Origin of the sequence: Paracoccus sp. MKU1, assembly GCF_001447385.1 — a bacterium.
In the GTDB taxonomy this organism is placed as follows: domain Bacteria; phylum Pseudomonadota; class Alphaproteobacteria; order Rhodobacterales; family Rhodobacteraceae; genus Paracoccus.
This window is the reverse complement of record NZ_LLWQ01000099.1, coordinates 44,943-63,701: the sequence shown is the minus strand read 5'-3', so window position 1 is coordinate 63,701 and position 18,759 is coordinate 44,943. Positions and strand designations below refer to the sequence as shown.

The 18,759-nt window shown below is 69.3% G+C and carries 20 protein-coding genes; 6 read left to right on the top strand and 14 right to left on the bottom strand.

Going from position 1 to position 18,759, the window contains the following annotated elements; all coding sequences use genetic code 11:
- The coding region (locus AQY21_RS06675) for an ABC transporter permease (RefSeq protein WP_152988136.1) at window positions 1-421 on the top strand (421 nt) is incomplete at its 5' end.
- 5 nt (window positions 422-426) lie between these two features.
- Entirely contained in the window at window positions 427-1,380 is a 954-nt protein-coding gene (locus tag AQY21_RS06670) for an ABC transporter permease (RefSeq protein WP_058096974.1), read from the top strand.
- A gap of 34 nt (window positions 1,381-1,414) precedes the next feature.
- Here AQY21_RS06670 and AQY21_RS06665 read toward each other — a convergent pair whose 3' ends face one another.
- The 13 genes from AQY21_RS06665 to AQY21_RS06605 form a co-directional block, all read right to left on the bottom strand.
- The gene (locus AQY21_RS06665) at window positions 1,415-2,359 is read right to left on the bottom strand and encodes an AEC family transporter (RefSeq protein ID WP_058096973.1); all 945 of its coding nucleotides are present in this window, start codon (window positions 2,357-2,359) and stop codon (window positions 1,415-1,417) included.
- The gene (locus AQY21_RS06660) at window positions 2,356-3,156 is read right to left on the bottom strand and encodes an MBL fold metallo-hydrolase (protein WP_058096972.1); all 801 of its coding nucleotides are present in this window, start codon (window positions 3,154-3,156) and stop codon (window positions 2,356-2,358) included. Before AQY21_RS06660 ends, AQY21_RS06665 begins: the two co-directional genes overlap by 4 nt.
- Entirely contained in the window at window positions 3,153-3,950 is a 798-nt protein-coding gene (locus AQY21_RS06655) for a TatD family hydrolase (protein ID WP_058096971.1), read from the bottom strand. Before AQY21_RS06655 ends, AQY21_RS06660 begins: the two co-directional genes overlap by 4 nt.
- Window positions 3,951-3,962: 12 nt before the next feature.
- On the bottom strand, window positions 3,963-5,045 hold the full coding sequence (locus AQY21_RS06650) for a DNA polymerase III subunit delta' (RefSeq protein WP_058096978.1): 1,083 nt from the start codon (window positions 5,043-5,045) through the stop codon (window positions 3,963-3,965).
- 11 nt (window positions 5,046-5,056) lie between these two features.
- On the bottom strand, window positions 5,057-5,656 hold the full coding sequence (gene tmk / locus AQY21_RS06645) for a dTMP kinase (RefSeq protein WP_058096970.1): 600 nt from the start codon (window positions 5,654-5,656) through the stop codon (window positions 5,057-5,059).
- A gap of 14 nt (window positions 5,657-5,670) precedes the next feature.
- On the bottom strand, window positions 5,671-6,828 hold the full coding sequence (locus AQY21_RS06640) for a D-alanyl-D-alanine carboxypeptidase family protein (protein WP_058096969.1): 1,158 nt from the start codon (window positions 6,826-6,828) through the stop codon (window positions 5,671-5,673).
- 106 nt (window positions 6,829-6,934) lie between these two features.
- The gene (lexA, locus tag AQY21_RS06635; RefSeq protein WP_058096977.1) at window positions 6,935-7,633 is read right to left on the bottom strand and encodes a transcriptional repressor LexA; all 699 of its coding nucleotides are present in this window, start codon (window positions 7,631-7,633) and stop codon (window positions 6,935-6,937) included.
- Window positions 7,634-7,743: 110 nt separating this feature from the next.
- Window positions 7,744-8,916 carry a gephyrin-like molybdotransferase Glp gene (glp, locus tag AQY21_RS06630; RefSeq protein ID WP_058096968.1) on the bottom strand — a complete coding sequence of 391 codons (1,173 nt, stop codon included), beginning with the start codon at window positions 8,914-8,916 and terminating at the stop codon, window positions 7,744-7,746.
- Window positions 8,917-8,925: 9 nt separating this feature from the next.
- Window positions 8,926-9,396, bottom strand: a complete 471-nt coding sequence (moaC, locus tag AQY21_RS06625; RefSeq protein WP_058096967.1) for a cyclic pyranopterin monophosphate synthase MoaC — start codon at window positions 9,394-9,396, stop codon at window positions 8,926-8,928.
- Window positions 9,393-10,187 carry an indole-3-glycerol phosphate synthase TrpC gene (gene trpC / locus AQY21_RS06620; protein ID WP_203416425.1) on the bottom strand — a complete coding sequence of 265 codons (795 nt, stop codon included), beginning with the start codon at window positions 10,185-10,187 and terminating at the stop codon, window positions 9,393-9,395. Before trpC ends, moaC begins: the two co-directional genes overlap by 4 nt.
- 6 nt (window positions 10,188-10,193) lie before the next feature.
- Window positions 10,194-10,862, bottom strand: a complete 669-nt coding sequence (locus tag AQY21_RS06615; protein WP_058096965.1) for a uracil-DNA glycosylase — start codon at window positions 10,860-10,862, stop codon at window positions 10,194-10,196.
- Window positions 10,855-11,889, bottom strand: a complete 1,035-nt coding sequence (trpD, locus tag AQY21_RS06610; RefSeq protein ID WP_058096964.1) for an anthranilate phosphoribosyltransferase — start codon at window positions 11,887-11,889, stop codon at window positions 10,855-10,857. The genes AQY21_RS06615 and trpD overlap by 8 nt, the downstream gene beginning before the upstream one ends.
- The gene (locus AQY21_RS06605) at window positions 11,886-12,476 is read right to left on the bottom strand and encodes an aminodeoxychorismate/anthranilate synthase component II (RefSeq protein ID WP_058096963.1); all 591 of its coding nucleotides are present in this window, start codon (window positions 12,474-12,476) and stop codon (window positions 11,886-11,888) included. The genes trpD and AQY21_RS06605 overlap by 4 nt, the downstream gene beginning before the upstream one ends.
- A 147-nt stretch (window positions 12,477-12,623) precedes the next feature.
- Between AQY21_RS06605 and AQY21_RS06600 the strand changes: the two genes are divergently transcribed.
- The 4 genes from AQY21_RS06600 (at window position 12,624) to trpE (ending at window position 18,186) form a co-directional block, all read left to right on the top strand.
- On the top strand, window positions 12,624-13,427 hold the full coding sequence (locus AQY21_RS06600) for a hypothetical protein (protein WP_058096962.1): 804 nt from the start codon (window positions 12,624-12,626) through the stop codon (window positions 13,425-13,427).
- Between the two features lie 10 nt (window positions 13,428-13,437).
- Window positions 13,438-14,613, top strand: coding sequence for an aminotransferase (locus AQY21_RS06595; RefSeq protein ID WP_058096961.1), 1,176 nt, complete (start codon window positions 13,438-13,440; stop codon window positions 14,611-14,613).
- Between the two features lie 124 nt (window positions 14,614-14,737).
- Window positions 14,738-16,684, top strand: coding sequence for a peptidylprolyl isomerase (locus tag AQY21_RS06590; RefSeq protein ID WP_058096976.1), 1,947 nt, complete (start codon window positions 14,738-14,740; stop codon window positions 16,682-16,684).
- Window positions 16,684-18,186 (top strand): anthranilate synthase component I, encoded by a 1,503-nt coding sequence (trpE, locus tag AQY21_RS06585; RefSeq protein ID WP_058096960.1) that lies wholly within the window; start codon window positions 16,684-16,686, stop codon window positions 18,184-18,186. Before AQY21_RS06590 ends, trpE begins: the two co-directional genes overlap by 1 nt.
- Window positions 18,187-18,280: 94 nt before the next feature.
- Here trpE and AQY21_RS06580 read toward each other — a convergent pair whose 3' ends face one another.
- Complete coding sequence (locus AQY21_RS06580; protein ID WP_058096959.1) at window positions 18,281-18,664, bottom strand: hypothetical protein; 384 nt, start codon at window positions 18,662-18,664, stop codon at window positions 18,281-18,283.
- Between the last annotated feature and the right edge of the window lie 95 nt (window positions 18,665-18,759).

The following is an 18,759-nucleotide window of genomic DNA, read 5'->3' as shown; positions in this document are numbered from 1 at the left end:
GCAGATGATCTTCAACCAGACCGGCACGATCATCGCCATGACCCATATCCTGCTGCCCTTCATGATCCTGCCGCTCTATTCGGTGATGCGCACCATCAATCCCAGCTATGTGCGCGCCGCGCGCAGCCTGGGCGCCACCAGCTGGACCGCCTTCCGCCGGATCTATTTCCCGCAGACCCTGCCGGGGCTGGGGGCGGGGGCGCTGCTGGTCTTCATCCTGGCGGTGGGCTACTACATCACGCCCGCGCTGGTCGGCGGCTCGTCGGGGCAGCTGATCTCGAACATGATCGCCATGCACATGACGCAGACGCTGAACTGGTCCATGGCCGCGGCGCTGGCGGCGCTGCTGCTGGGCGGGGTGCTGATCCTTTACTGGGTCTATGACCGGCTGGTCGGCATCGACAATCTGAAACTGGGGTAATCGCCATGGCGCTTCCGACTTACGCATCGCCGCTGGAGAAGGTCTGGCACTATGCCTATCTGGCGATCTGCGGGGCGATCTTCTTCTTCCTGATCGCGCCGATCGTGGTGGTGATCCCGCTGAGCTTCAACGCCGAACCCTATTTCACCTTCACCGACCGGATGCTGTCCTTCGACCCCGAGGGCTATTCGCTGCGCTGGTATGACAGCCTGCTGACCTTCGGCATGGCGCGGCCGGACGCGCCGCGCGACCTGGGCTGGTGGGCGGATGTCTGGCAGAACGCGAAATGGGTGAATGCGGCGAAGTCGTCGATCATCATCGGCGTGTTCTCGACGCTGATCGCCACGGTGCTGGGCACGCTGGCGGCGCTGGGTCTGTCGCGGCCCGAGATGCCCTGGCGCCGGGCGATCATGGCGGTGCTGATCTCGCCGATGATCGTGCCGATCATCATCACCGCGACGGGGATGTTCTTCTTCTACTCGAACCCCTGCGAGCCCTTGACCTGGATCGGTCTGAGCCCGGAATGCGGCCGGCTGGCCGGCACCTATCCGGGGGTGATCCTGGCGCATGCCACGCTGGGCATTCCCTTCGTGATCATCACGGTGACGGCGACGCTGATCGGCTTCGACCAGTCGCTGAACCGGGCGGCGGCGAGCCTGGGGGCGAACCCGCGCACGACCTTTTTCCGCATCACCATGCCCTTGATCCTGCCCGGCGTGATCTCGGGGGCGCTGTTCGCCTTCGTCACCTCCTTCGACGAGGTGGTGGCGGTGCTGTTCATCGCCGGGCCGGACCAGCAGACCATCCCGCGGCAGATGTGGAACGGCATCCGCGAGCAGATCTCGCCCGCCATCCTCGCCGTGGCGACGCTGCTGGTGATCTTTTCCATCGCGCTGCTCACCACCGTCGAGCTGCTGCGCAGGCGCTCCGAAAGACTCAGGGGGCTTACCCCAGGGTGAGGGGGCGGTGCCCCCCTGGGGCGGCGTTTTCAGGTCAGGGCAGGGCGCTGAGCCAGAACCAGACCGTCAGCATGGAAAGCGCCGTGGCCACCAGAACCGCCGAGGCCGCGACCCGCTTGGCGACCCCGTAAAGCAGGGCGAAAAGATAGGCGTTGACCCCCGGCGGCATGGCGGCCGTCACCACGGCCGAGCGCATCTCGGCCACACTCAGCGCGAAAAGCTGGCCCAGCCCGAAGGTTACCGCCGGGTGCAGCAGCAGCGAGGCGCAGCAGCACAGCGCGATGGCCCGCGCCTCGCCCTCGGGACGGTAGCGGTAAAGCACGCCGCCCAGCCCGAACAGGGCTGCGGGCAGGGCGGCGCTGGACATCATCCGGATCGCCGCCCAGAAGCCCTCGGGCATGACCAGCCCGGCCTGGCTCAGCAGGTTCATGGCAAAGCCGCACAGGATGCCGATGACCAGCGGCGTATGCAGCACCCCCGACAGCGCCCGCAAGGCCACCCCGCCCAGGGAAAGGTTCTGGCCGCGGGCGCGGACGAATTCCATCGCGGTGATGCCGAAGGTGTAAAGCAGCGGCGAATGCACCGAGATGATGGTGAAATTGCCCAGCACCGCCTCGGGCCCATAGGCGCGCTCGGTGATCGGCACGCCCAAGAGCAGAGAGTTCGAGAACAGGCAGACGAAGCCGATGGCAATGGCGTCCTCGGCCGGGCGCCTGAGCCAATAAAGCGACAGAAAGGTTCCGAGCGCAAAGGACAGAAGCGCGCCGCTGTAGAAGGCCAGCAGCAGCAGCGGATTGTAATTCGCCCCCAGGTCCAGCCGGGCGATGGCGCCGAACAGCAGCACCGGCAGGGCGAAGTTCTGGGCAAAGCGCATGACGCCATCGACCGCGACCTCGGTCAGCCATCGGCGCCAGCAGACCAGGTAACCGAAGCCAACCACCAGGAAGACCGGCAGGATGACGTCGAAAAGCGCGGTCATATCAGTTCGATTCGCATGCCGTCATGGGCGGGCACGACGTTTCCGGGCGTCTCGCGCATGACGGCGTCGTAATCCAGGTCGATATGCATGTTGGTGATCACGCCCTGCCCGCAGCCGGAGCGCGCGATCCACTCCAGCGCCAGTGCCAGATGCGCATGGCTGGGATGCGGGATGCGGCGCAGCGCGTCGCAGATGAACACGTCGCAGCCCTCGATCATGCTCCAGGCCTCCTCGGGAATCGCCAGCACGTCGGGCAGATAGACCAGGCTCTGCTCGACCCCGCCGATGCGGAAGCCGAGCGCGTTCATGTCGCCGTGATTGACCTCGAAAGGCGCCAGCTCGATGCTGCCGCCGGCGCCCTCGATGGCGAACGGGCCTCGGATCGGCTGCATGTCGCAGATCGGCGGATAGGAGGAACCGGGCGGTGTCTCGAAGATATAGCCGAAGCGAGTCTTCAGCGCTGCCGCCGTCGGCAGGTCGGCCCAGACCGGCATCCGGCGGCGCATGTTGAAGACGATCTGCCGGAGGTCGTCGATGCCGTGGATATGGTCGGCATGGGCGTGGGTATAGGCGACCGCGTCGAGCTCGGCGACATCCGCATCCAGCAGTTGCGGCACCAGGTCGGGCCCGGTGTCGATCAGCAGCCGCGTCGTGCCGTCATGCCCGAGGCGCTCGACCAGCAGCGAACAGCGGCGGCGGCGGTTGCGCGGGTTCGCCGGGTCGCATTCGCCCCAGCGATTGCCCAGCCGCGGCACGCCGCCCGACGAGCCGCAACCCAGGATCGTCGCTCGGATCATACCGCGGCCTTGCGGAACAGCCGCTCGAAATTCAGCGTGGTGAGGCTGGCGAATTCATGCTCGGTCATGCTCAGCAACTCGGCGCCGACCCGGGCGGTATGGGCGACATAGGCCGGCTCATTGCGCTTGCCGCGATGCGGCGGCGGGGCGAGATAGGGTGCGTCGGTCTCGACCAGGATGCGGTCGGCCGGCGCGGCGGCAAAGATCTCGCGGATCTCGGTCGAGCGCGGGAAGGCGGCGATGCCGGACATCGATAGGTAGAAGCCCAGGTCCAGTGCCACCCGCGCCAGTTCCCGCCCGCTGGTATAGCAATGCATGACGCCGGTGAACGCGCCGGCGCGATGTTCCTCGGTCAGGATGCGGGCCATGTCCTCGTCCGCGTCGCGCGAATGGACGATCAGCGGCAGGCCGGTGCGACGCGCGGCCTCGATATGGATGCGCAGGCTTTCGGCCTGCACGGCGGCGCTGTCGGCGGTATAGTGATAGTCGAGGCCGGTCTCGCCGATGCCGACGAAGCGCGGGTGGCGCGACAGGGCCTCCAGCTCCTCGACCGTGGCCAGCGGCTCTTCGGCGGCATGCATCGGATGGGTGCCGGCGGCGTAGTAGACGCCCGGATGCGCCTCGGCGATGGCGCGCACGGCAGGCTCGTTCTTCAGCCGGGTGCAGATCGTGACCATGCGGGTGACGCCGGCCGCATGGGCGCGCGCGATCAACTCGGCCCGTTCGCCGTCGAAATCGGGAAAGTCCAGGTGGCAATGGCTGTCCACCAGGATGGGAAGGTCGGGTTCGGTCATCGGCAGGTTCCGTCAGACGGCGGGCTGGTTCGCAAGCCCGATCAGCATATCCAACACCAGCGCGGAAGGGTCAAGGTTGACCGCCCGCCCGGCGCGGGCCCGCGCCGACAGCTCGGCCTGCGCGCCGGCCCAGAGCCGCGCTGCCGCGGGGTCGGGGGCGACGCGGCTCAGCACCTCGGCCTCGCCCTCGGCGGCCTCGGGTATGGGGGCGCCCAGCAGGCCGGTGCGCGCGGCCCGGGTCAGGAAACGGTCGAGCAGGGTGACGATCAGGTCGAAGGGATCGCCTTCGGCCCCCGCGCGCCCGGCTGCCCGCTCGGCCAGGGCGGCGGCGGCGCGGCGGTCCATGCGCGGATAATCGGCGAACAGCCCGATGATGTGCTGATAGAGCGCCAACCCGTCTTGCCCGGCCAGCCGCAACGCCTCGCCGATGGAGCCGCCCGAGAGCGCCGAGAGCCGTGCCGCATCGTGGTCGAGTCCCAGATCCTGCAACACCCGCCCCATATCCTCGGGGCAGAGCGGATGCAGCCGCAATTCGCGGCAGCGCGAGCGGATGGTCGGAAGGAGCCGCGCCGGCTGATGTGCGACCAGGAGCAGCGTCGCATCTTGCGGCGGCTCCTCCAGCAGTTTCAGCAGCGCATTGGCGGCGGCCTGGTTCATCTCGTCGGCAGCGTCGATGATGGCGACGCGGCGCCCGCCCTCGGCCGCGCTCATATGGAAGAAACCCTGAAGGCGGCGGATCTCGTCCACGGTGATCTCGGCGCGCAGGCGCAGGGTCTTTTCGTCGACGGGGCGGCGGACCAGATGCAGCCGCGGTTCGGAAAGCGCACGCATGCGGCGGACCGTCGGGTCCTCGCCTGGGGTGGTCAGGTCGGGTGTGGCGCCGCCGCTCAGCAGCCATTTCGCGATGCCCCAGGCCAGGGTGGCCTTGCCGGTGCCGCGCGGGCCCGAGATCAGCCAGGCATGGTGCAGCCGATGCGCCTGGGCCGCGGCCAGGAAATCCGCGACTGCGCCGTCCTGGCCGATGATGCGCGCCGCCTCGCGCGGATGCGGGGCGCCGGGCACGCGGTCGGGTTCGGGAAGCGGCTCATCGCTCATGCCGGCGGCGCTCATGTCAGCGCCGCGAGGACGCGGGCCGCAACCTCATCCTCGCCGCCGCTGCCGTCGATGACCCGGATCCGCCCGGGTGCTTCGGAGGCAAGGGCCAGGAAACCCTCACGCAGCTTCTGCTGGAAGCCGAGGCCCAGCGTCTCGAACCGGTCCTCGTTCCCGCCGCGAGCCTGGCCGCGGGACAGCGCAACCTCGGGGCCGATGTCGATGATAAAGGTCCGGTCGGGCTCGATGCCGATTGTCAGGCGATGCAGTTCCTCGACCAGATGGCGCAAATCGGCGCGGGCCAGGCCCTGATAGACCCGGCTGGAATCAGCGAAACGGTCGGTGACGATCCAGGCGCCGCGTGCCAGCGTCGGCCGGATCAGCCGTTCGACATGATCGCGGCGGGCGGCGGTAAAGAGCAGCAGTTCGGTTTCGGGGGACCAGCGTTCGCCCCGGCCCTCGACCAGCAGGCGGCGGATCTCTTCGGCGCCCTCGCTGCCGCCGGGTTCGCGGGTCAGCAGCGCCTCGGTGCCGCGTGCATTCAGCGTCTGCACCAGCCGGCGTGCCTGGGTGGATTTTCCCGATCCGTCGATGCCCTCGAAGCTGATGAACATGGGCGGCGGCGGCTTCAGTTCCGCACCGACTGGATCGCACGCTCGCCCAGCCGGAAAGCCGCGCTTTGCATGCGGCCGAAGACGCCGGTGCGGGCGACGTCGCTGGCGGCAAAGAGCGGCAGGCGCGATTGGCCGGCGCCGGGAATGTCCACGATCAGCTCGCCGAGCTGGTCGCCCTTGGCGATGGGGGCCTCGATCGGGCCATTGAAGACCGCCTCGGCCTTGACGCCGGAATGCGAGCCTGCGGGGATCAGGACTTTGACGCCATCCTTGGTGGTCAGGCCGACGCGGCTCTTGTCGCCCAGCCAGACCGGAGCCTCGATGATGATCTCGTCCTTGGGGATGATGGTGCGCATGGTGAACTGGCGATAGGCCCAGTTCACGAGCTGCTCGGCTTCTTCGGCCCGGGCTTTTTCGCTGGCTAGGCCGGTAATGACGAAGACGATGCGCCGGTCGCCCTGCACGGCCGAACCGACAAGCCCGTAGCCTGCCTCCTGCGTGTGGCCGGTCTTCAGACCATCGGCCTTCCAATCGCCCGTTCCGAGCCGCAGCAACGGGTTGCGGTTGTTGGCATTCGAGGGCACCCGTCCCTTGTAGTTGTATTCGGTCAGCGCGAAATTCTTGTAGAGTTCGGGGAACTCGGTGATGAGCCGGGTGGCGAGCAAGCCGAGATCGTGCATCGACATCTTGTGCTGCGGATCCGGCCAGCCCGAGGAGTTGACGAAATGCGAGTCCGTCATGCCGAGCTGCCGGGCGCGCTCGTTCATGAGTCTTGCAAAGGCTTCCTCGGTCCCCGCCAGCCCTTCGGCCACGACGACGCAGGCATCATTGCCAGAGTTGATGATGATGCCATGGATCAGATCCTCGACGGTGGGGCGATCCGCGGGTTCGACGAACATCTTCGAGCCGCCCATCTGCCACGCCCTGGTCGAGACGGGGAAGGTCGTGTCCATCGCCACGCGGCCATCGTGCAGCGCCTCGAACAGCATGTTCAGCGTCATCAGCTTGGACATCGAGGCCGGCGGCAGCGGCTCGTCGGCGTTCTTTTCCATCAGCACGGTGCCGGTGGCCACATCATAGACCCAGGCCGCGCGGGCGTTGGTGTCAAAGGCCCGTGCCGGCATCGCGAGAACCATGAGCAGAGCGAAGATGCGGAACGTCAGAGCGCGCATGGATTGTCCTTGACCTGTCGCGTTTGCGCCATGGTTACCGCAGCGGGCCGAAACCCGCAACGCCGCAAGGCTGCCTGTGCCGTGCAAGTGAACGGCTGGCGCGGGGCTAGTAGCTGCGGATCAGCCCCACGAGGCGGCCTTGGATACGGACCTTGTCCTCGGGCAGGACGCGGGTCTCATAGGCGGGGTTGGCGGCCTCCAGGGCGATCATGCCGCCCTTGCGGCGATAGCGTTTCAGCGTCGCCTCATAGCCCTCGACCAAGGCGACGACGATGTCGCCGTTTTCGGCGGCGTCCTGTTCGCGGATCACCACCACATCGCCGTCGTTGATCCCGGCCTCGATCATCGAATCGCCGCGCACCTCCAGCGCGTAATGACGATCCTGGCCGGAGAGCATCGAGCCCGGCACGGCGATGTGATGCGAGACCTCGGAGATCGCCTCGATCGGGACGCCGGCGGCGATGCGGCCCATCACCGGCAGCTCGATGGCCGAGACGGAGATCTCCATGGCGCCGCGCGGCAGAGGCACGGTGCGGTCGGATGCCGCCCCTTCGATCACCCGCGGCTGGAAGCCGGTGCCCTTGCTGAGGCTGTCGGGCAGACGGACGATTTCCAGCGCGCGGGCGCGATGCGGCAGGCGGCGGATGAACCCGCGTTCTTCAAGGGCGGTCACGAGGCGATGAATTCCGGATTTCGAGCGCAAGTCCAGCGCGAGTTTCATTTCGTCGAACGAGGGCGGCACCCCGTCGCGAGCCATCCGCGCCTGAATGAATTCAAGAAGCTGGATCTGTTTCTTGGTCAGCATGCTCTGCCCCCGATCTGCTGCGGCCGCCATCATGTTCATTGAATGTTCTAGCGCGGCCAATTCCATGCGTCAATCTTTATGACGATTCGGGTAAATTTCCGGTTAATCGGCTAGAGCGACAGGTAGCTCATCCGCTCGCCCGCCTTGCGGGCCGGGTCGCCGGCGGGGCGGATCAGCAGCGCGTCGGCCTCGGCCAAGACCCACAGCCGGGCGGAATCCTGGTCGGGGAAGGGCTCGATCCCCGGCAGGCCGTCGCCGGGCGACAGCCGCGCGCGCAGGTAGTGCTGACGGTCGCCCTCGGGCGGCAGGTCGCGGGTCAGCATGGCCTGCAAGGGCTCGGGCCCCGGCGGCAGACCCTGCATGGCGCGGATCAGCGGCTGCATGAAGAGTTTCGCGCAAACCACGGCCGAGACCGGATTTCCCGGCAGGCCCAGCATGGCCGCATCGCCGATGCGCCCGGCCATCAGCGGCTTGCCTGGCCGCATCGCCAGCTTGTAGAAGCTGCGCTCCATTCCGAGATCGGCCGAGACCTTGGCGATCAGGTCGTGATCGCCGACCGAGGCACCGCCGATGGTCACGATCAGGTCGCAGCCCTCGGCCTCGGCAAAGCGGTCGCGCAGGCTTTCCTCGGTGTCGCGGGCCAGCGGCAGGACCACCGGCTCCGCCCCGGCCTCGCGCGCCAGCGCGGCGATGGCGATGTCGTTCGAGCTGATGATCTGGCCCGGCGCCGGGTCGGCGCCCGGGCGGACCAGTTCGTCGCCGCCGGCCAGCACCGCGACGCGCGGCCGGCGCGCGACCGTCAGCCGCGGCACGTTCATCGCCGCAAGCAGCGCCAGATCGGCCGGGCGCAGCGGGCGCGACGGCTGAAAGGCGGAACCTTCTGTAAAATCATTGCCTTTTCTGCGGATGTTCAGGTTGGTTCCGATGTCGGAGACGGTAATCCGGTCGCCCTCGCGCGTGACGATCTCCTGCATGACCACGCGGTCGTAGCCGGCGGGAACCGGGGCGCCGGTGAAGATGCGGATGGCGCTGCCCGGGGGCGTTTCGCCCTGATACGGCACCCCGGCGGCGGCGGTGCCGATCACCGCCAACGGGCCGGGCAGGTCGGCCGAGCGCAGCGCATAGCCGTCCATGGCCGAGGCGTCGAAGGGCGGCTGCGTCAACCTGGCCACGGCGGGGGCGGTCAGGGCGCGGCCGAGCGCCTCGTGCAGCGGGATCTCCTCGTGCTCCGGCGGGTTGGCAAGGGCCAGGACGCGGGCGCGGGCTTCTTCGACGCTGATCATTCTTCCCCCTCAGGGCGCGCGGAAGTCGCCCGATTTGCCGCCGCTCTTGGAGAGCAGGCGGATGCCTTCGATGCGCATATCCTTCTGCGCGGCCTTGAGCATGTCATAGACGGTCAGGCAGGCGGTCGAGACGGCGGTCAAAGCTTCCATCTCGACGCCGGTCTTGCCGGCCGTGCGCACGGTCGCGGTGACGCGGATGCCGGGCAGGGCCGGATCGGCGGCCAGATCGACCGAGACCTTGGTGATCGGCAGCGGATGGCAGAGCGGGATCAGCTCCGAGGTGCGCTTGGCCCCCATGATGCCGGCCAGCCGCGCCACGCCCATCACGTCGCCCTTGGCCGCGCCACCCTCCGCCAGCGCCAGCGTCTCGGGCGCCATGATCACCACGCCTTCGGCAACCGCCTCGCGCGCGGTCTCGGGCTTGTCCGAGACGTCCACCATATGCGCCTGGCCCTGGGCGTCGAAATGCGTCAGGCTCATGCCGCGAGGCCAAGGATGCTGCGGGTGGCGCCGGTCACGTCCTGCTGGCGCATCAGGCTTTCGCCGATGAGGAAGCGCCGAACCCCGGCCTCGGCCATGCGGTTCAGGTCGGCGGGGGTGAAAAGACCGCTCTCGCAGACCAGATCGCGGTCGGCGGGCACATGCGGCGCCAAGTCCAGCGTCACGTCCAGGCTGACCTCGAAGGTCTTGAGATTGCGGTTGTTCACCCCGATCAGCGGCGATTTCAGCTTGAGCGCGCGGTCCAGTTCCTCGCGGTCGTGGACCTCTACCAGCGCGTCCATGCCCCAATGCAGGGCAGCGTCCTCAAGCTCGGCGGCCAGCGTGTCATCGACCGAGGCCATGATGATCAGGATGCAATCGGCGCCCCAGGCGCGGGCCTCGGCCACCTGATACGTATCATAGAGGAAATCCTTGCGCAGCGCCGGCAGGTCGCAGGCCTCGCGCGCGGCGGTCAGGAATTCCGGGGTGCCCTGAAAACTGGGCCCGTCGGTCAGCACCGAGAGGCAGGCGGCACCGCCCGCCTGATAGGCGCGGGCCAGAGCCGGCGGGTCGAAATCCGGGCGGATCAATCCCTTGGAGGGGCTGGCCTTCTTGATCTCGGCGATCAGCGCATGGCCGGTCGCGGCCTTTTCGGTCAGTGCCCGGGCGAAGCCGCGCGGGGTGGAGGCGGCGCGGGCCGCGGCCTCGACCTCGGCCAGCGGCCGGGCGGCCTTGGCGGCGGCGATTTCCTGAAGCTTGTAGGCCTTGATGCGGTCGAGAATATCCATGATGTCGGTTTACCCCGCGGCGGCGGTTTCGGAAAGGGCCCAGTCGATCGCCGGCTCGCCCCGTGCCTTCAGCCAGTCGTTCACCCGCCCGAAGGGGCGCGAGCCGAAGAAGCCGCGCCGTGCTGACAGGGGCGAGGGATGCGCGCTTTCGATCACCAGGTCCTGCGGACGCGGCAGCCCTGCCAGCGCCTTCTGCGCGTGGCTGCCCCAGAGGATGAAGGCCAGCGGCCGCTCGGCCTGGGCGCAGGCGACGGCCTGTCGCGCCAGATTCTCCCAGCCCCATTTCGCATGGGCGCCGGCCTGTCCGGGCAGCACGGAAAGCGAGGTGTTGAGCAGCAGCACCCCCTGCCGCGCCCAATGGCTCAGGTCGCCGTTCGGGGGTGCGGCGCCGATATCCTCGCGCAGCTCGGCATAGATGTTTTTCAGCGAGCGCGGCAGCGCGGTTTCCGGCGTGACCGAAAAGGCCAGCCCGTTGGCATGGCCCGGCGTGGGGTAGGGGTCCTGGCCCAGGATCACCACCCGGACCTTTTCCGGCGGGGTCAGTTCCAGCGCGGCGAAGACCCGGCCGGGGCCGGGCAGCCAGTCACGCTCCCGCAGCCGGGCGGCGATGGCCGGCCAGTCCTGGTGAAAGAACGGCAGATCGGCCCAGGCGCGGGGGACGGGGATGCCCTCAGCCATGGGTTTCCGGCGCGCCGACCTCGGCCGCCAGCGCGGCCAGCTTGGCCTTGGCCTTGCCGCTGTCGATGGAAACGCGGGCAATCTCGGCGCCTTCGCGCAGGTCGGCAGCCTGGCCGGCGATCAGCAGCGCCGCGGCGGCGTTCAACACCACTGCGTCGCGATAGGCGCCCGGCGCACCGTCCAGAAGCGCCCGCAGCGCCGCGGCGTTCTGCGCCGGATCGCCGCCCAGGATCGCCTCGAACGGATGCACCGGCAGGCCGGCATCCTCGGGCGAGATCTGGAACTCGGTGATCTCGCCACCCTTCAGCTGCGCCACCCAGGTCGGCGCGGCGATCGAGATCTCGTCGGTGCCGTCGCCGCCATGCACCAGCCAGGCGGCCTCGCTGCCCAGTTCGCGCAGCGTCTCGGCCATCGGCCGGTTCCAGACCTTATCGAACGTGCCGGTCAGCTGCCGCTTGACCAGGCCGGGATTGGTCATCGGTCCCAGCAGGTTGAAGATCGTCCGCGTGCCCAGTTCCGCCCGCGCCGGGCCGACATGGCGCATGGCGGGATGATGCACCGGCGCCATCATGAAGCAGATGCCGGTCGCGGCCAGCGCCCGCTCGGCGATCTCGGGCGTGGACATGACGTTCAGGCCCAGATGGGTCAGCGCATCGGCCGAACCCGACTTGGAGGACAGGTTGCGGTTGCCGTGCTTGGCGACCGGCACGCCGGCGCCCGCCACCACGAAGGCCGTGGCGGTCGAGATGTTCAGCGTGCCCTTGCCGTCGCCGCCGGTGCCGACGATGTCCATGGCGCCCTCGGGCGCCTTGATGCGGTTCATGCGGGCGCGCATGGCGCGGGTGGCCGCGGCCATCTCCTCGACCGTCTCGCCGCGCACGCGCATGGCCATCAGGATGCCGCCGATCTGGGCGGGGGTGGCGGCGCCCTCGAACAGGGCGGAAAACGCCGCTTCGGCCTCGGTTCCGGTCAGCGGGCGGCTGGCGGCCAGGCCGATCAGCGGGCGGATGTCGGTCGGAACGCTCATGCGGCGGCGCCCAGGTTCTGGCAGCGGCGCAGGAAGTTGCGGATCATGTCGTGGCCGTATTCCGAGGCGATGCTTTCGGGGTGGAACTGCACGCCCTCGATCGGCAGGGTCCGGTGCACCAGCCCCATGATGGTGCCGTCGGCGGCGGTGGCGGTGACGCGCAGGCCGTCGGGCAGGCTTTCGGGTTCCACGGTCAGCGAATGATAGCGCGTCGCGGTCAGCGGCGAGGGCAGGCCGGCGAAGACCCCGGTGCCGTCGTGGCTGATCGCGTCGGTCTTGCCGTGCACGATGCGGCTGGCACGCACCACCTTGCCGCCGAAGGCCTCGCCGATGGCCTGATGGCCCAGGCAGACGCCAAAGAGCGGCACGCCCTTTTCCGCCGCCGCCTTGATCAGCGGCACGATGATGCCGGCATGGGACGGATCGCAGGGGCCGGGCGAGATCACCATGCCCTGCGCACCCATGGCCAGCGCCTCGTCCACGCTCAGCGCGTCGTTGCGGCGGACGACGACCTCGGCCCCGGCCTCGCCCATGTAATGGACAAGGTTCCAGGTGAAGCTGTCGTAATTGTCGATGAGCAGGATCATGGCGGGGGCCTTGCTTTGGGGGATGAACCCCGGAAAATCTGCGGCTATAGATGGGCTAAAGCCCGGCGGCGGGTCAAGCCCGCGGGGCAAGAAAAACCGCACCGGGCACATGCGGCGCGGCATTGGGGGCAGGGGCTGGGCAAGGGCATGGCAAGAGGATTTGCGACAGGTCTGGTGCATGGCGCGCTGGTTTGCGGCGCCGCGCTGGCCGGACTGTCGCTGATGCTGCCGCAGCCCCCGCGCTCCGAGGCGCCAGCCGCCGGCGAAGGCCCGGCCGCCGAGACGCTGTCGGTCCCGGCCGGCTCGGAGTTCTCGCGCGCCACCGACATGCAGCCGCAGGCCCCCGCGCCGCTTGCCGCCGAGGCGCCGCGTCCCGTCGCGCCGCTGGTGCAGCGCCCGGCCGACGAATCCGCGCCCGCGCCTGCCGATCCGGTCGGCCTGCGACCCCAGACACCCGCCGAGGCCCCGGCCGCGCCCGAGATCGCCTTGCCCGAGCCCGATCCCATCGACCTGCCCGATCCGGCGGGCGAGGCGCCGATCCCGGTGCCGCCACCCGGCCAGGTGGTGGTGCCGGGGCTGGACCGCGCCCCGGAACGCGCGCTTCCGGTTCCTGTCCCGGATACAAGTTCCCTTAACGAGGAGGCTGCCGCGGCCGCGCCGGATAGAGCTGTCCTTCCGGCAGAGGCGGAGCCGCGGGCGGACGTCCCCGCTGCGCCGCCCGAAGCCCTGCCGCAGACCGGCGCGGATGCGCTGCCCGAAACCGCGCCCGAAGCACCGCCCGCCCCCGCGGCGGATGTGCCCGGCGCAGCGGTGCCGGAACCGCCGGCTGCCTCGGAATCGCCAGAAACCTCCGCTTCGGGCCAGGAGGATGGGCCCGCCCGGCCCGCCGCAGGCTCGGGCTTCGACCTGTCCACCCCGCCCGATTTCGGCGCATTGCGCCTGACCGATTGAGGCCCGCCCCATGCTGCCGCTGAACCCCGCCCTGGCCGCCACCTTCCGCCCGCCGGTGATGGAGGCCCGCCGCTGGCTCGAAGGGCTGGCCTTCCCGCCCGAACGGCCGCTGATCAATCTCAGCCAGGCCGCGCCGGTCGAGCCGCCGCCCGAGCCCCTGCGCCGCGCCATGGCCGAGGCAGCGCTGGAGCGGCCGGACGCGCATCTCTACGGTCCGGTCCTTGGCCGTCCCGAGCTGCGCGAGGCGGTGGCGACCGAATGGTCGCGCGCCTATGCCGGCACCATCCGCCCCGGGCAGGTCGCGATCACCCAGGGCTGCAACCAGGCCTTCTGCGCCGCGATCCAGACGCTGGCCGCGGCGGGGGACGAGGTGATCCTGCCGACGCCCTGGTATTTCAACCACAAGATGTGGCTCGACATGCAGGGCATCCGCGCCGTGCCCTTGCGCTGCGGCCCGGATATGGTGCCGGATGCGGCCGAGGCGGCGAGGCTGATCTCGGATCGCAGCCGGGCCATCGTGCTGGTCAGCCCGAACAACCCCTCGGGGGCGGAATATCCGGCCGGGACCCTGCGCGCCTTCTTCGACCTGGCGCGGGCGCGTGGGCTGGCGCTGATCCTGGACGAGACCTATCGCGACTTCGATGCGCGCGAGGGCGCGCCGCACGACCTGTTCGCCGATCCCGACTGGGGCGACACGCTGATCCATCTCTACAGCTTCTCGAAAGCCTATCGGCTGACCGGGCATCGCGTGGGTACGCTGATCGCCAGCCCCGCCCGCATGGCCGAGGTCGAGAAGTTCCTCGATACCGTCGCCATCTGCGCCGGCCAGATCGGCCAGATCGGCGCGGCCTGGGGCATGACGAACTTGCGCGATTGGCTGGCGGGCGAGCGGGCCGAGATCCTGGCCCGCCGCAACGCCATGGCCGAGGGCATGGCGGCGCTGCCGGGCTGGCGCGTCAAGGGCTGCGGCGCCTATTTCGCCTGGGCCGAGCATCCTTTCGACCTGCCCTCGCCCGAGCTGGCGCAGCGCCTGCTGCGCGAGGCGGGGGTGCTGCTGCTGCCCGGCACCATGTTCATGCCCGAGGGCGATCCCGAGGCCGCGCGCCATGTCCGCATCGCCTTTGCCAATGCCGATCGCGACGGCATCGCCGCGCTGATGCGGCGGCTGGAGGCGTTCCGGCCCTGACCGGCCCGACCCGATTGTGAAGCGCAGGGACGGGGGCGCGGCTTCGCGGCACTTGCCGCCGGGCCCTCGGCACCCTAAAGACTTGCGCTGACTGACAAGAACAATGGCGGGGCACGGCGACAAGATGCGAGGCAAGGGCAAATCGACCATCGTCTGGTTGCTGATGGGCATGTTGGTTCTGGGGCTGGGCGGCTTCGGCGTCACCAATTTCTCCGGCGGCACTGCGGATATCGGCGCGGTGGGCGATGTCGAGATCTCGGCCCAGGACTATGCCCGCACCCTGCGCGCCGAGATGCAGGAGTTTTCCGCCCGCACCGGCCGGCAGATCAGCGCCGCCGAGGCCAAGGCCATCGGCGTCGATCAGGCGGCGCTGGCCCGGCTTTACACCGCCGCGGCGCTGGAGGCCGAGGCGAACCGGCTGGGCGTCTCGGTCGGAGATCAGGCGGTGGCCGAGCAGATCACCGGCATCGCCGCCTTTCGCGGGCTGAACGGCCAGTTCGACCGCAACATCTATGCCGATGCGCTGCGCCGCGAGGGAATGCGCGAGGCCGAGTTCGAACATGACCTGCGCATGGACATGGCGCGGATGCTCCTTCAGGATGCGGCGCTGGCCGGGGTCAGCGCGCCGCAGCCGGTGGTGGCGCAGACCCAGGGCTGGCTGCTGGAAACCCGCGACATCCATTGGCGCGAGCTGACCGCCGAGGACCTGCCGGCGCCGGTGGCCTCGCCCGACGATTCGACGCTGCAAGCCTGGCACCAGGCCAATGCCGACCGCTTCACCTCGCCCGAGATCCGCAAGATCACCTATGTCTGGTTGACCCCCGAGATGCTCGAGGACGAGGTCGAGATCGACGAACAGGCGCTGCGCGACCTCTATCAGGACCGGATCGAGGAGTTCCAGCAGCCCGAGCGCCGCATGGTGGAGCGTCTGGTCTTTCCGACCGTGGCCGCCGCCGAGGAGGCCAAGGCGCGCATCTACCGCGGCGAGATCACCTTCGAGCAGCTTGCCGCCGAGCGCGGGCTGACCCTGGCCGATATCGACCTGGGCGAGGTCAGCGAGGCCGAGCTGGGTGCGGCAGGCGAGGCGGTCTTTGCGCTGGAGGAGCCCGGCGTCGCCGGTCCGGCGAGCTCGGATCTGGGGCCGGCGCTGTTCTCGATGAATGCGATCCTGGAGCCCTTGGACATCCCCTTCGAGCAGGCCCGGGACGATCTGCGGCTGGAGGCGGCGGTCGATCGCGCCCGCCGCCAGATCGAGGAGCGCTCGGGCGAGTTCGCCGACCTGCTGGCCGGCGGCGCCACGCTGGAGGATATGGCGCAAGAAACCTCGATGGAACTGGGCCAGATCGACTGGAGCCCGGGCGCCGAGGCCCATCCGAACGGCATCGACGCTTATCCCGAATTCCGCCAGCGCGCGGCGCAGCTGACCGACAAGGACTTTCCCGAACTGTTCGAAACCGAGGATGGCGGCGTTTTCGCCCTTCGGCTGGACGGGATCCAGCCGCCGGCGCTGATCCCCTTCGAGGAGGTGCGCGAGCGCGTGGCCGAGGACTGGACCCGCAACGAGACGCATCGCCAGATGCTGGCGCTGGCCGAGGAGCAGCGCGTCGCGGCCGAGGCGGCCGCCGAGCCCGGCATCGAGCCGGCCCCGGCGGCGGCGACCGCGCCGGTCGCCCAGGCCCTCGGCGGCGATGCGACCGGCACCGACAGCCCCGCCCCGGCGGTCGGGAAGCCCGCTCCCGATCCCGGCTCGCCCGTGACCAACCTGGCCCGCGGCGGGTTCATCAACGGCGTGCCGCAGGAGGTGGTGGTCCAGGCCTTCGAGATCGCCGAGGAGGGCGGGACCGAGGTGGTCGATGCCGAGAACCGCGTGTTCCTGGTGACGCTGGACAAGATCCACCCCGCCGAAACCGAGGGTGACGAGGCGGCGCAGATCCGCGACGGCATCTCGGCCCGGCTGGCGGATTCGCTGCGCCAGGACGTCTTCGACTATTTCGCCCGCGCGCTTCAGTCCCAGGCCGGCGCGACCCTGAACCAGACCGCGGTGGATGCGGTGAACGCGCAGGTTCAGTGATGGAGATCACCCCCGATTTTGCCGAGTTCGAACGCGGCTGGGCCGAGGGGCGCAACCAGCTTCTGACCATCCGGCTGGCGGCCGACCTGGATACGCCGGTCAGCCTGATGCTGAAGCTGGCCGAGGCGGCGCCGAACTCCTTCATGCTGGAAAGCGTCACCGGCGGCGAGGTGCGCGGCCGCTATTCCTTCATCGGCATGAAGCCGGACCTGATCTGGGAATGCCGCGACGGCAAGGCGCGCATCAACCGCAACGCCCGCTATTCGGACGAGTTCGCGGCCGACGATCGCCCGGCGCTGGACAGCCTGCGCGCCCTGATCGCGGAAAGCCGCATCGACATGCCCGATGGCGTTCCGGCAGGGGCGGCGGGGCTTTTCGGCTATCTGGGCTATGACATGATCCGCCTGGTCGAGCGGCTGCCCGACGTGAACCCCGATCCCCTTGGCCTGCCGGACGCGATGATGATGCGCCCCTCGGTCGTTGCGGTGCTGGACGGCGTCAAGGGCGAGGTGCTGCTCTGCGCCCCCGCCTGGCATGATGCGGACACCCCGGCCCGCGCCGCCTATGCCCGGGCCGCCGAACGGGTGATGGAGGCGCTGCGCGCGCTGGACCGTCAGCCCAGCGAGCCGCGCGCCCTGGGTCACGACCTGAAGATCGGAGAATTACGCAGCAATTTCAGCAAGGAAGCCTATCTGGCCGCGGTCGAGAAGGCCAAGGAATACATCCGCGCCGGCGACATCTTCCAGGTGGTGCCCTCGCAACGCTGGGCGATGGATTTCCCGCTGCCGCCCTTTGCGCTTTACCGCGCGCTGCGGCGCACCAATCCCTCGCCCTTCATGTTCTTCCTGAACTTCGGCGGCTTCCAGATCGTCGGCGCCTCACCCGAGATCCTGGTGCGGCTGCGCGAAGGCGAGGTGACGATCCGCCCCATCGCCGGCACCCGTCCGCGCGGCGCCACGCCCGAGGAGGACCGCGCGCTGGAGGCCGATCTGCTGGCCGACCAGAAGGAACTGGCCGAGCATCTGATGCTGCTGGACCTGGGCCGCAACGACGTGGGCCGGGTGGCGCGCATCGGCACGGTCACCCCCACCGAGCAGTTCATCGTCGAGCGGTATTCCCACGTCATGCATATCGTCTCGAACGTGGTGGGCGAACTGCGCGAGGGCGAGGACGCGCTTTCGGCGCTGCTGGCGGGGATGCCGGCGGGCACGGTCTCGGGCGCGCCCAAGGTCCGGGCGATGGAGATCATCGACGAGTTGGAGCCGGAAAAGCGCGGCGTCTATGCCGGCGGCGTCGGCTATTTCGCCGCGAATGGCGAGATGGACATGTGCATCGCGCTGCGCACCGGGGTGATCCAGGACGGCACGCTCTATATCCAGGCCGGCGGCGGCGTGGTCTATGACAGCGACCCCGAGGCCGAGTTCATGGAGACGGTGAACAAGAGCCGCGCCCTGCGCCGCGCGGCCGAGGAAGCGGCGCGCTTCGTGCGGGGGAACGGGTAGGAAAGAGCGGGCGCACCTTGGCGCGAGGCTGGATCAGGGGCGAGCCGCAAGCGGCCGTCCGGCCTCTGTCGCCGCTTCCCGAAGGAAAGGCCGTTCAGTCGCGCCAATAGGGAATCTCTATCCGGCAAAAGCTTCCCACGGCCATCCCGACGGACAGGGATCCATCCCGCGGTCCCGAACCGAACTCGGACAATCCGGCCCCTTCGGCCTTTCGCGTGGAATCGAGCGTGAAGACGATCCCTTGGCCAGCCTTGCGCGGTTTGGGGGTGGCGCGCCAGATCCGGACCTGGCCGGGCTGCCGCAGAACGCGCTGCGCAAAATCGCCTGCGGCACACCAATAGTCGGTGTCCTCCCGTCGCGGTTCGTGGGCGACCGCGATTTCGGCCGGGCCGGCCTGCGTCACGGTCATGCCGTTCCGGGCCGTAAAGGCAGCTGCCGGCAGCGGCAGCAACAGCGCGACAAGGAACATCAATCGCATCGCGGCTTCCCCCGGGACGATGGAGCTGTTTCCAGCCCGCCATTTGATGATGCGCCACAAGGACTGCCGGGGCAATCCCGAATGGCCGCCGGCCC

Bases quoted from the DNA above. Each gene is read 5' to 3' on its own strand.
- AQY21_RS06580 (WP_058096959.1), bottom strand. From the start codon at position 18,664: ATGCGATTGATGTTCCTTGTCGCGCTGTTGCTGCCGCTGCCGGCAGCT.
- trpD (WP_058096964.1), bottom strand. From the start codon at position 11,889: ATGAGCGTTCCGACCGACATCCGCCCGCTGATCGGCCTGGCCGCCAGC.
- AQY21_RS06605 (WP_058096963.1), bottom strand. From the start codon at position 12,476: ATGATCCTGCTCATCGACAATTACGACAGCTTCACCTGGAACCTTGTC.
- glp (WP_058096968.1), bottom strand. From the start codon at position 8,916: ATGATCAGCGTCGAAGAAGCCCGCGCCCGCGTCCTGGCCCTTGCCAAC.
- AQY21_RS06600 (WP_058096962.1), top strand. From the start codon at position 12,624: ATGGCAAGAGGATTTGCGACAGGTCTGGTGCATGGCGCGCTGGTTTGC.
- AQY21_RS06670 (WP_058096974.1), top strand. From the start codon at position 427: ATGGCGCTTCCGACTTACGCATCGCCGCTGGAGAAGGTCTGGCACTAT.
- lexA (WP_058096977.1), bottom strand. From the start codon at position 7,633: ATGCTGACCAAGAAACAGATCCAGCTTCTTGAATTCATTCAGGCGCGG.
- AQY21_RS06665 (WP_058096973.1), bottom strand. From the start codon at position 2,359: ATGACCGCGCTTTTCGACGTCATCCTGCCGGTCTTCCTGGTGGTTGGC.
- tmk (WP_058096970.1), bottom strand. From the start codon at position 5,656: ATGTTCATCAGCTTCGAGGGCATCGACGGATCGGGAAAATCCACCCAG.
- AQY21_RS06595 (WP_058096961.1), top strand. From the start codon at position 13,438: ATGCTGCCGCTGAACCCCGCCCTGGCCGCCACCTTCCGCCCGCCGGTG.
- AQY21_RS06660 (WP_058096972.1), bottom strand. From the start codon at position 3,156: ATGATCCGAGCGACGATCCTGGGTTGCGGCTCGTCGGGCGGCGTGCCG.
- AQY21_RS06640 (WP_058096969.1), bottom strand. From the start codon at position 6,828: ATGCGCGCTCTGACGTTCCGCATCTTCGCTCTGCTCATGGTTCTCGCG.
- AQY21_RS06655 (WP_058096971.1), bottom strand. From the start codon at position 3,950: ATGACCGAACCCGACCTTCCCATCCTGGTGGACAGCCATTGCCACCTG.
- moaC (WP_058096967.1), bottom strand. From the start codon at position 9,396: ATGAGCCTGACGCATTTCGACGCCCAGGGCCAGGCGCATATGGTGGAC.
- AQY21_RS06615 (WP_058096965.1), bottom strand. From the start codon at position 10,862: ATGGCTGAGGGCATCCCCGTCCCCCGCGCCTGGGCCGATCTGCCGTTC.
- AQY21_RS06650 (WP_058096978.1), bottom strand. From the start codon at position 5,045: ATGAGCGATGAGCCGCTTCCCGAACCCGACCGCGTGCCCGGCGCCCCG.
- AQY21_RS06590 (WP_058096976.1), top strand. From the start codon at position 14,738: ATGCGAGGCAAGGGCAAATCGACCATCGTCTGGTTGCTGATGGGCATG.
- trpE (WP_058096960.1), top strand. From the start codon at position 16,684: ATGGAGATCACCCCCGATTTTGCCGAGTTCGAACGCGGCTGGGCCGAG.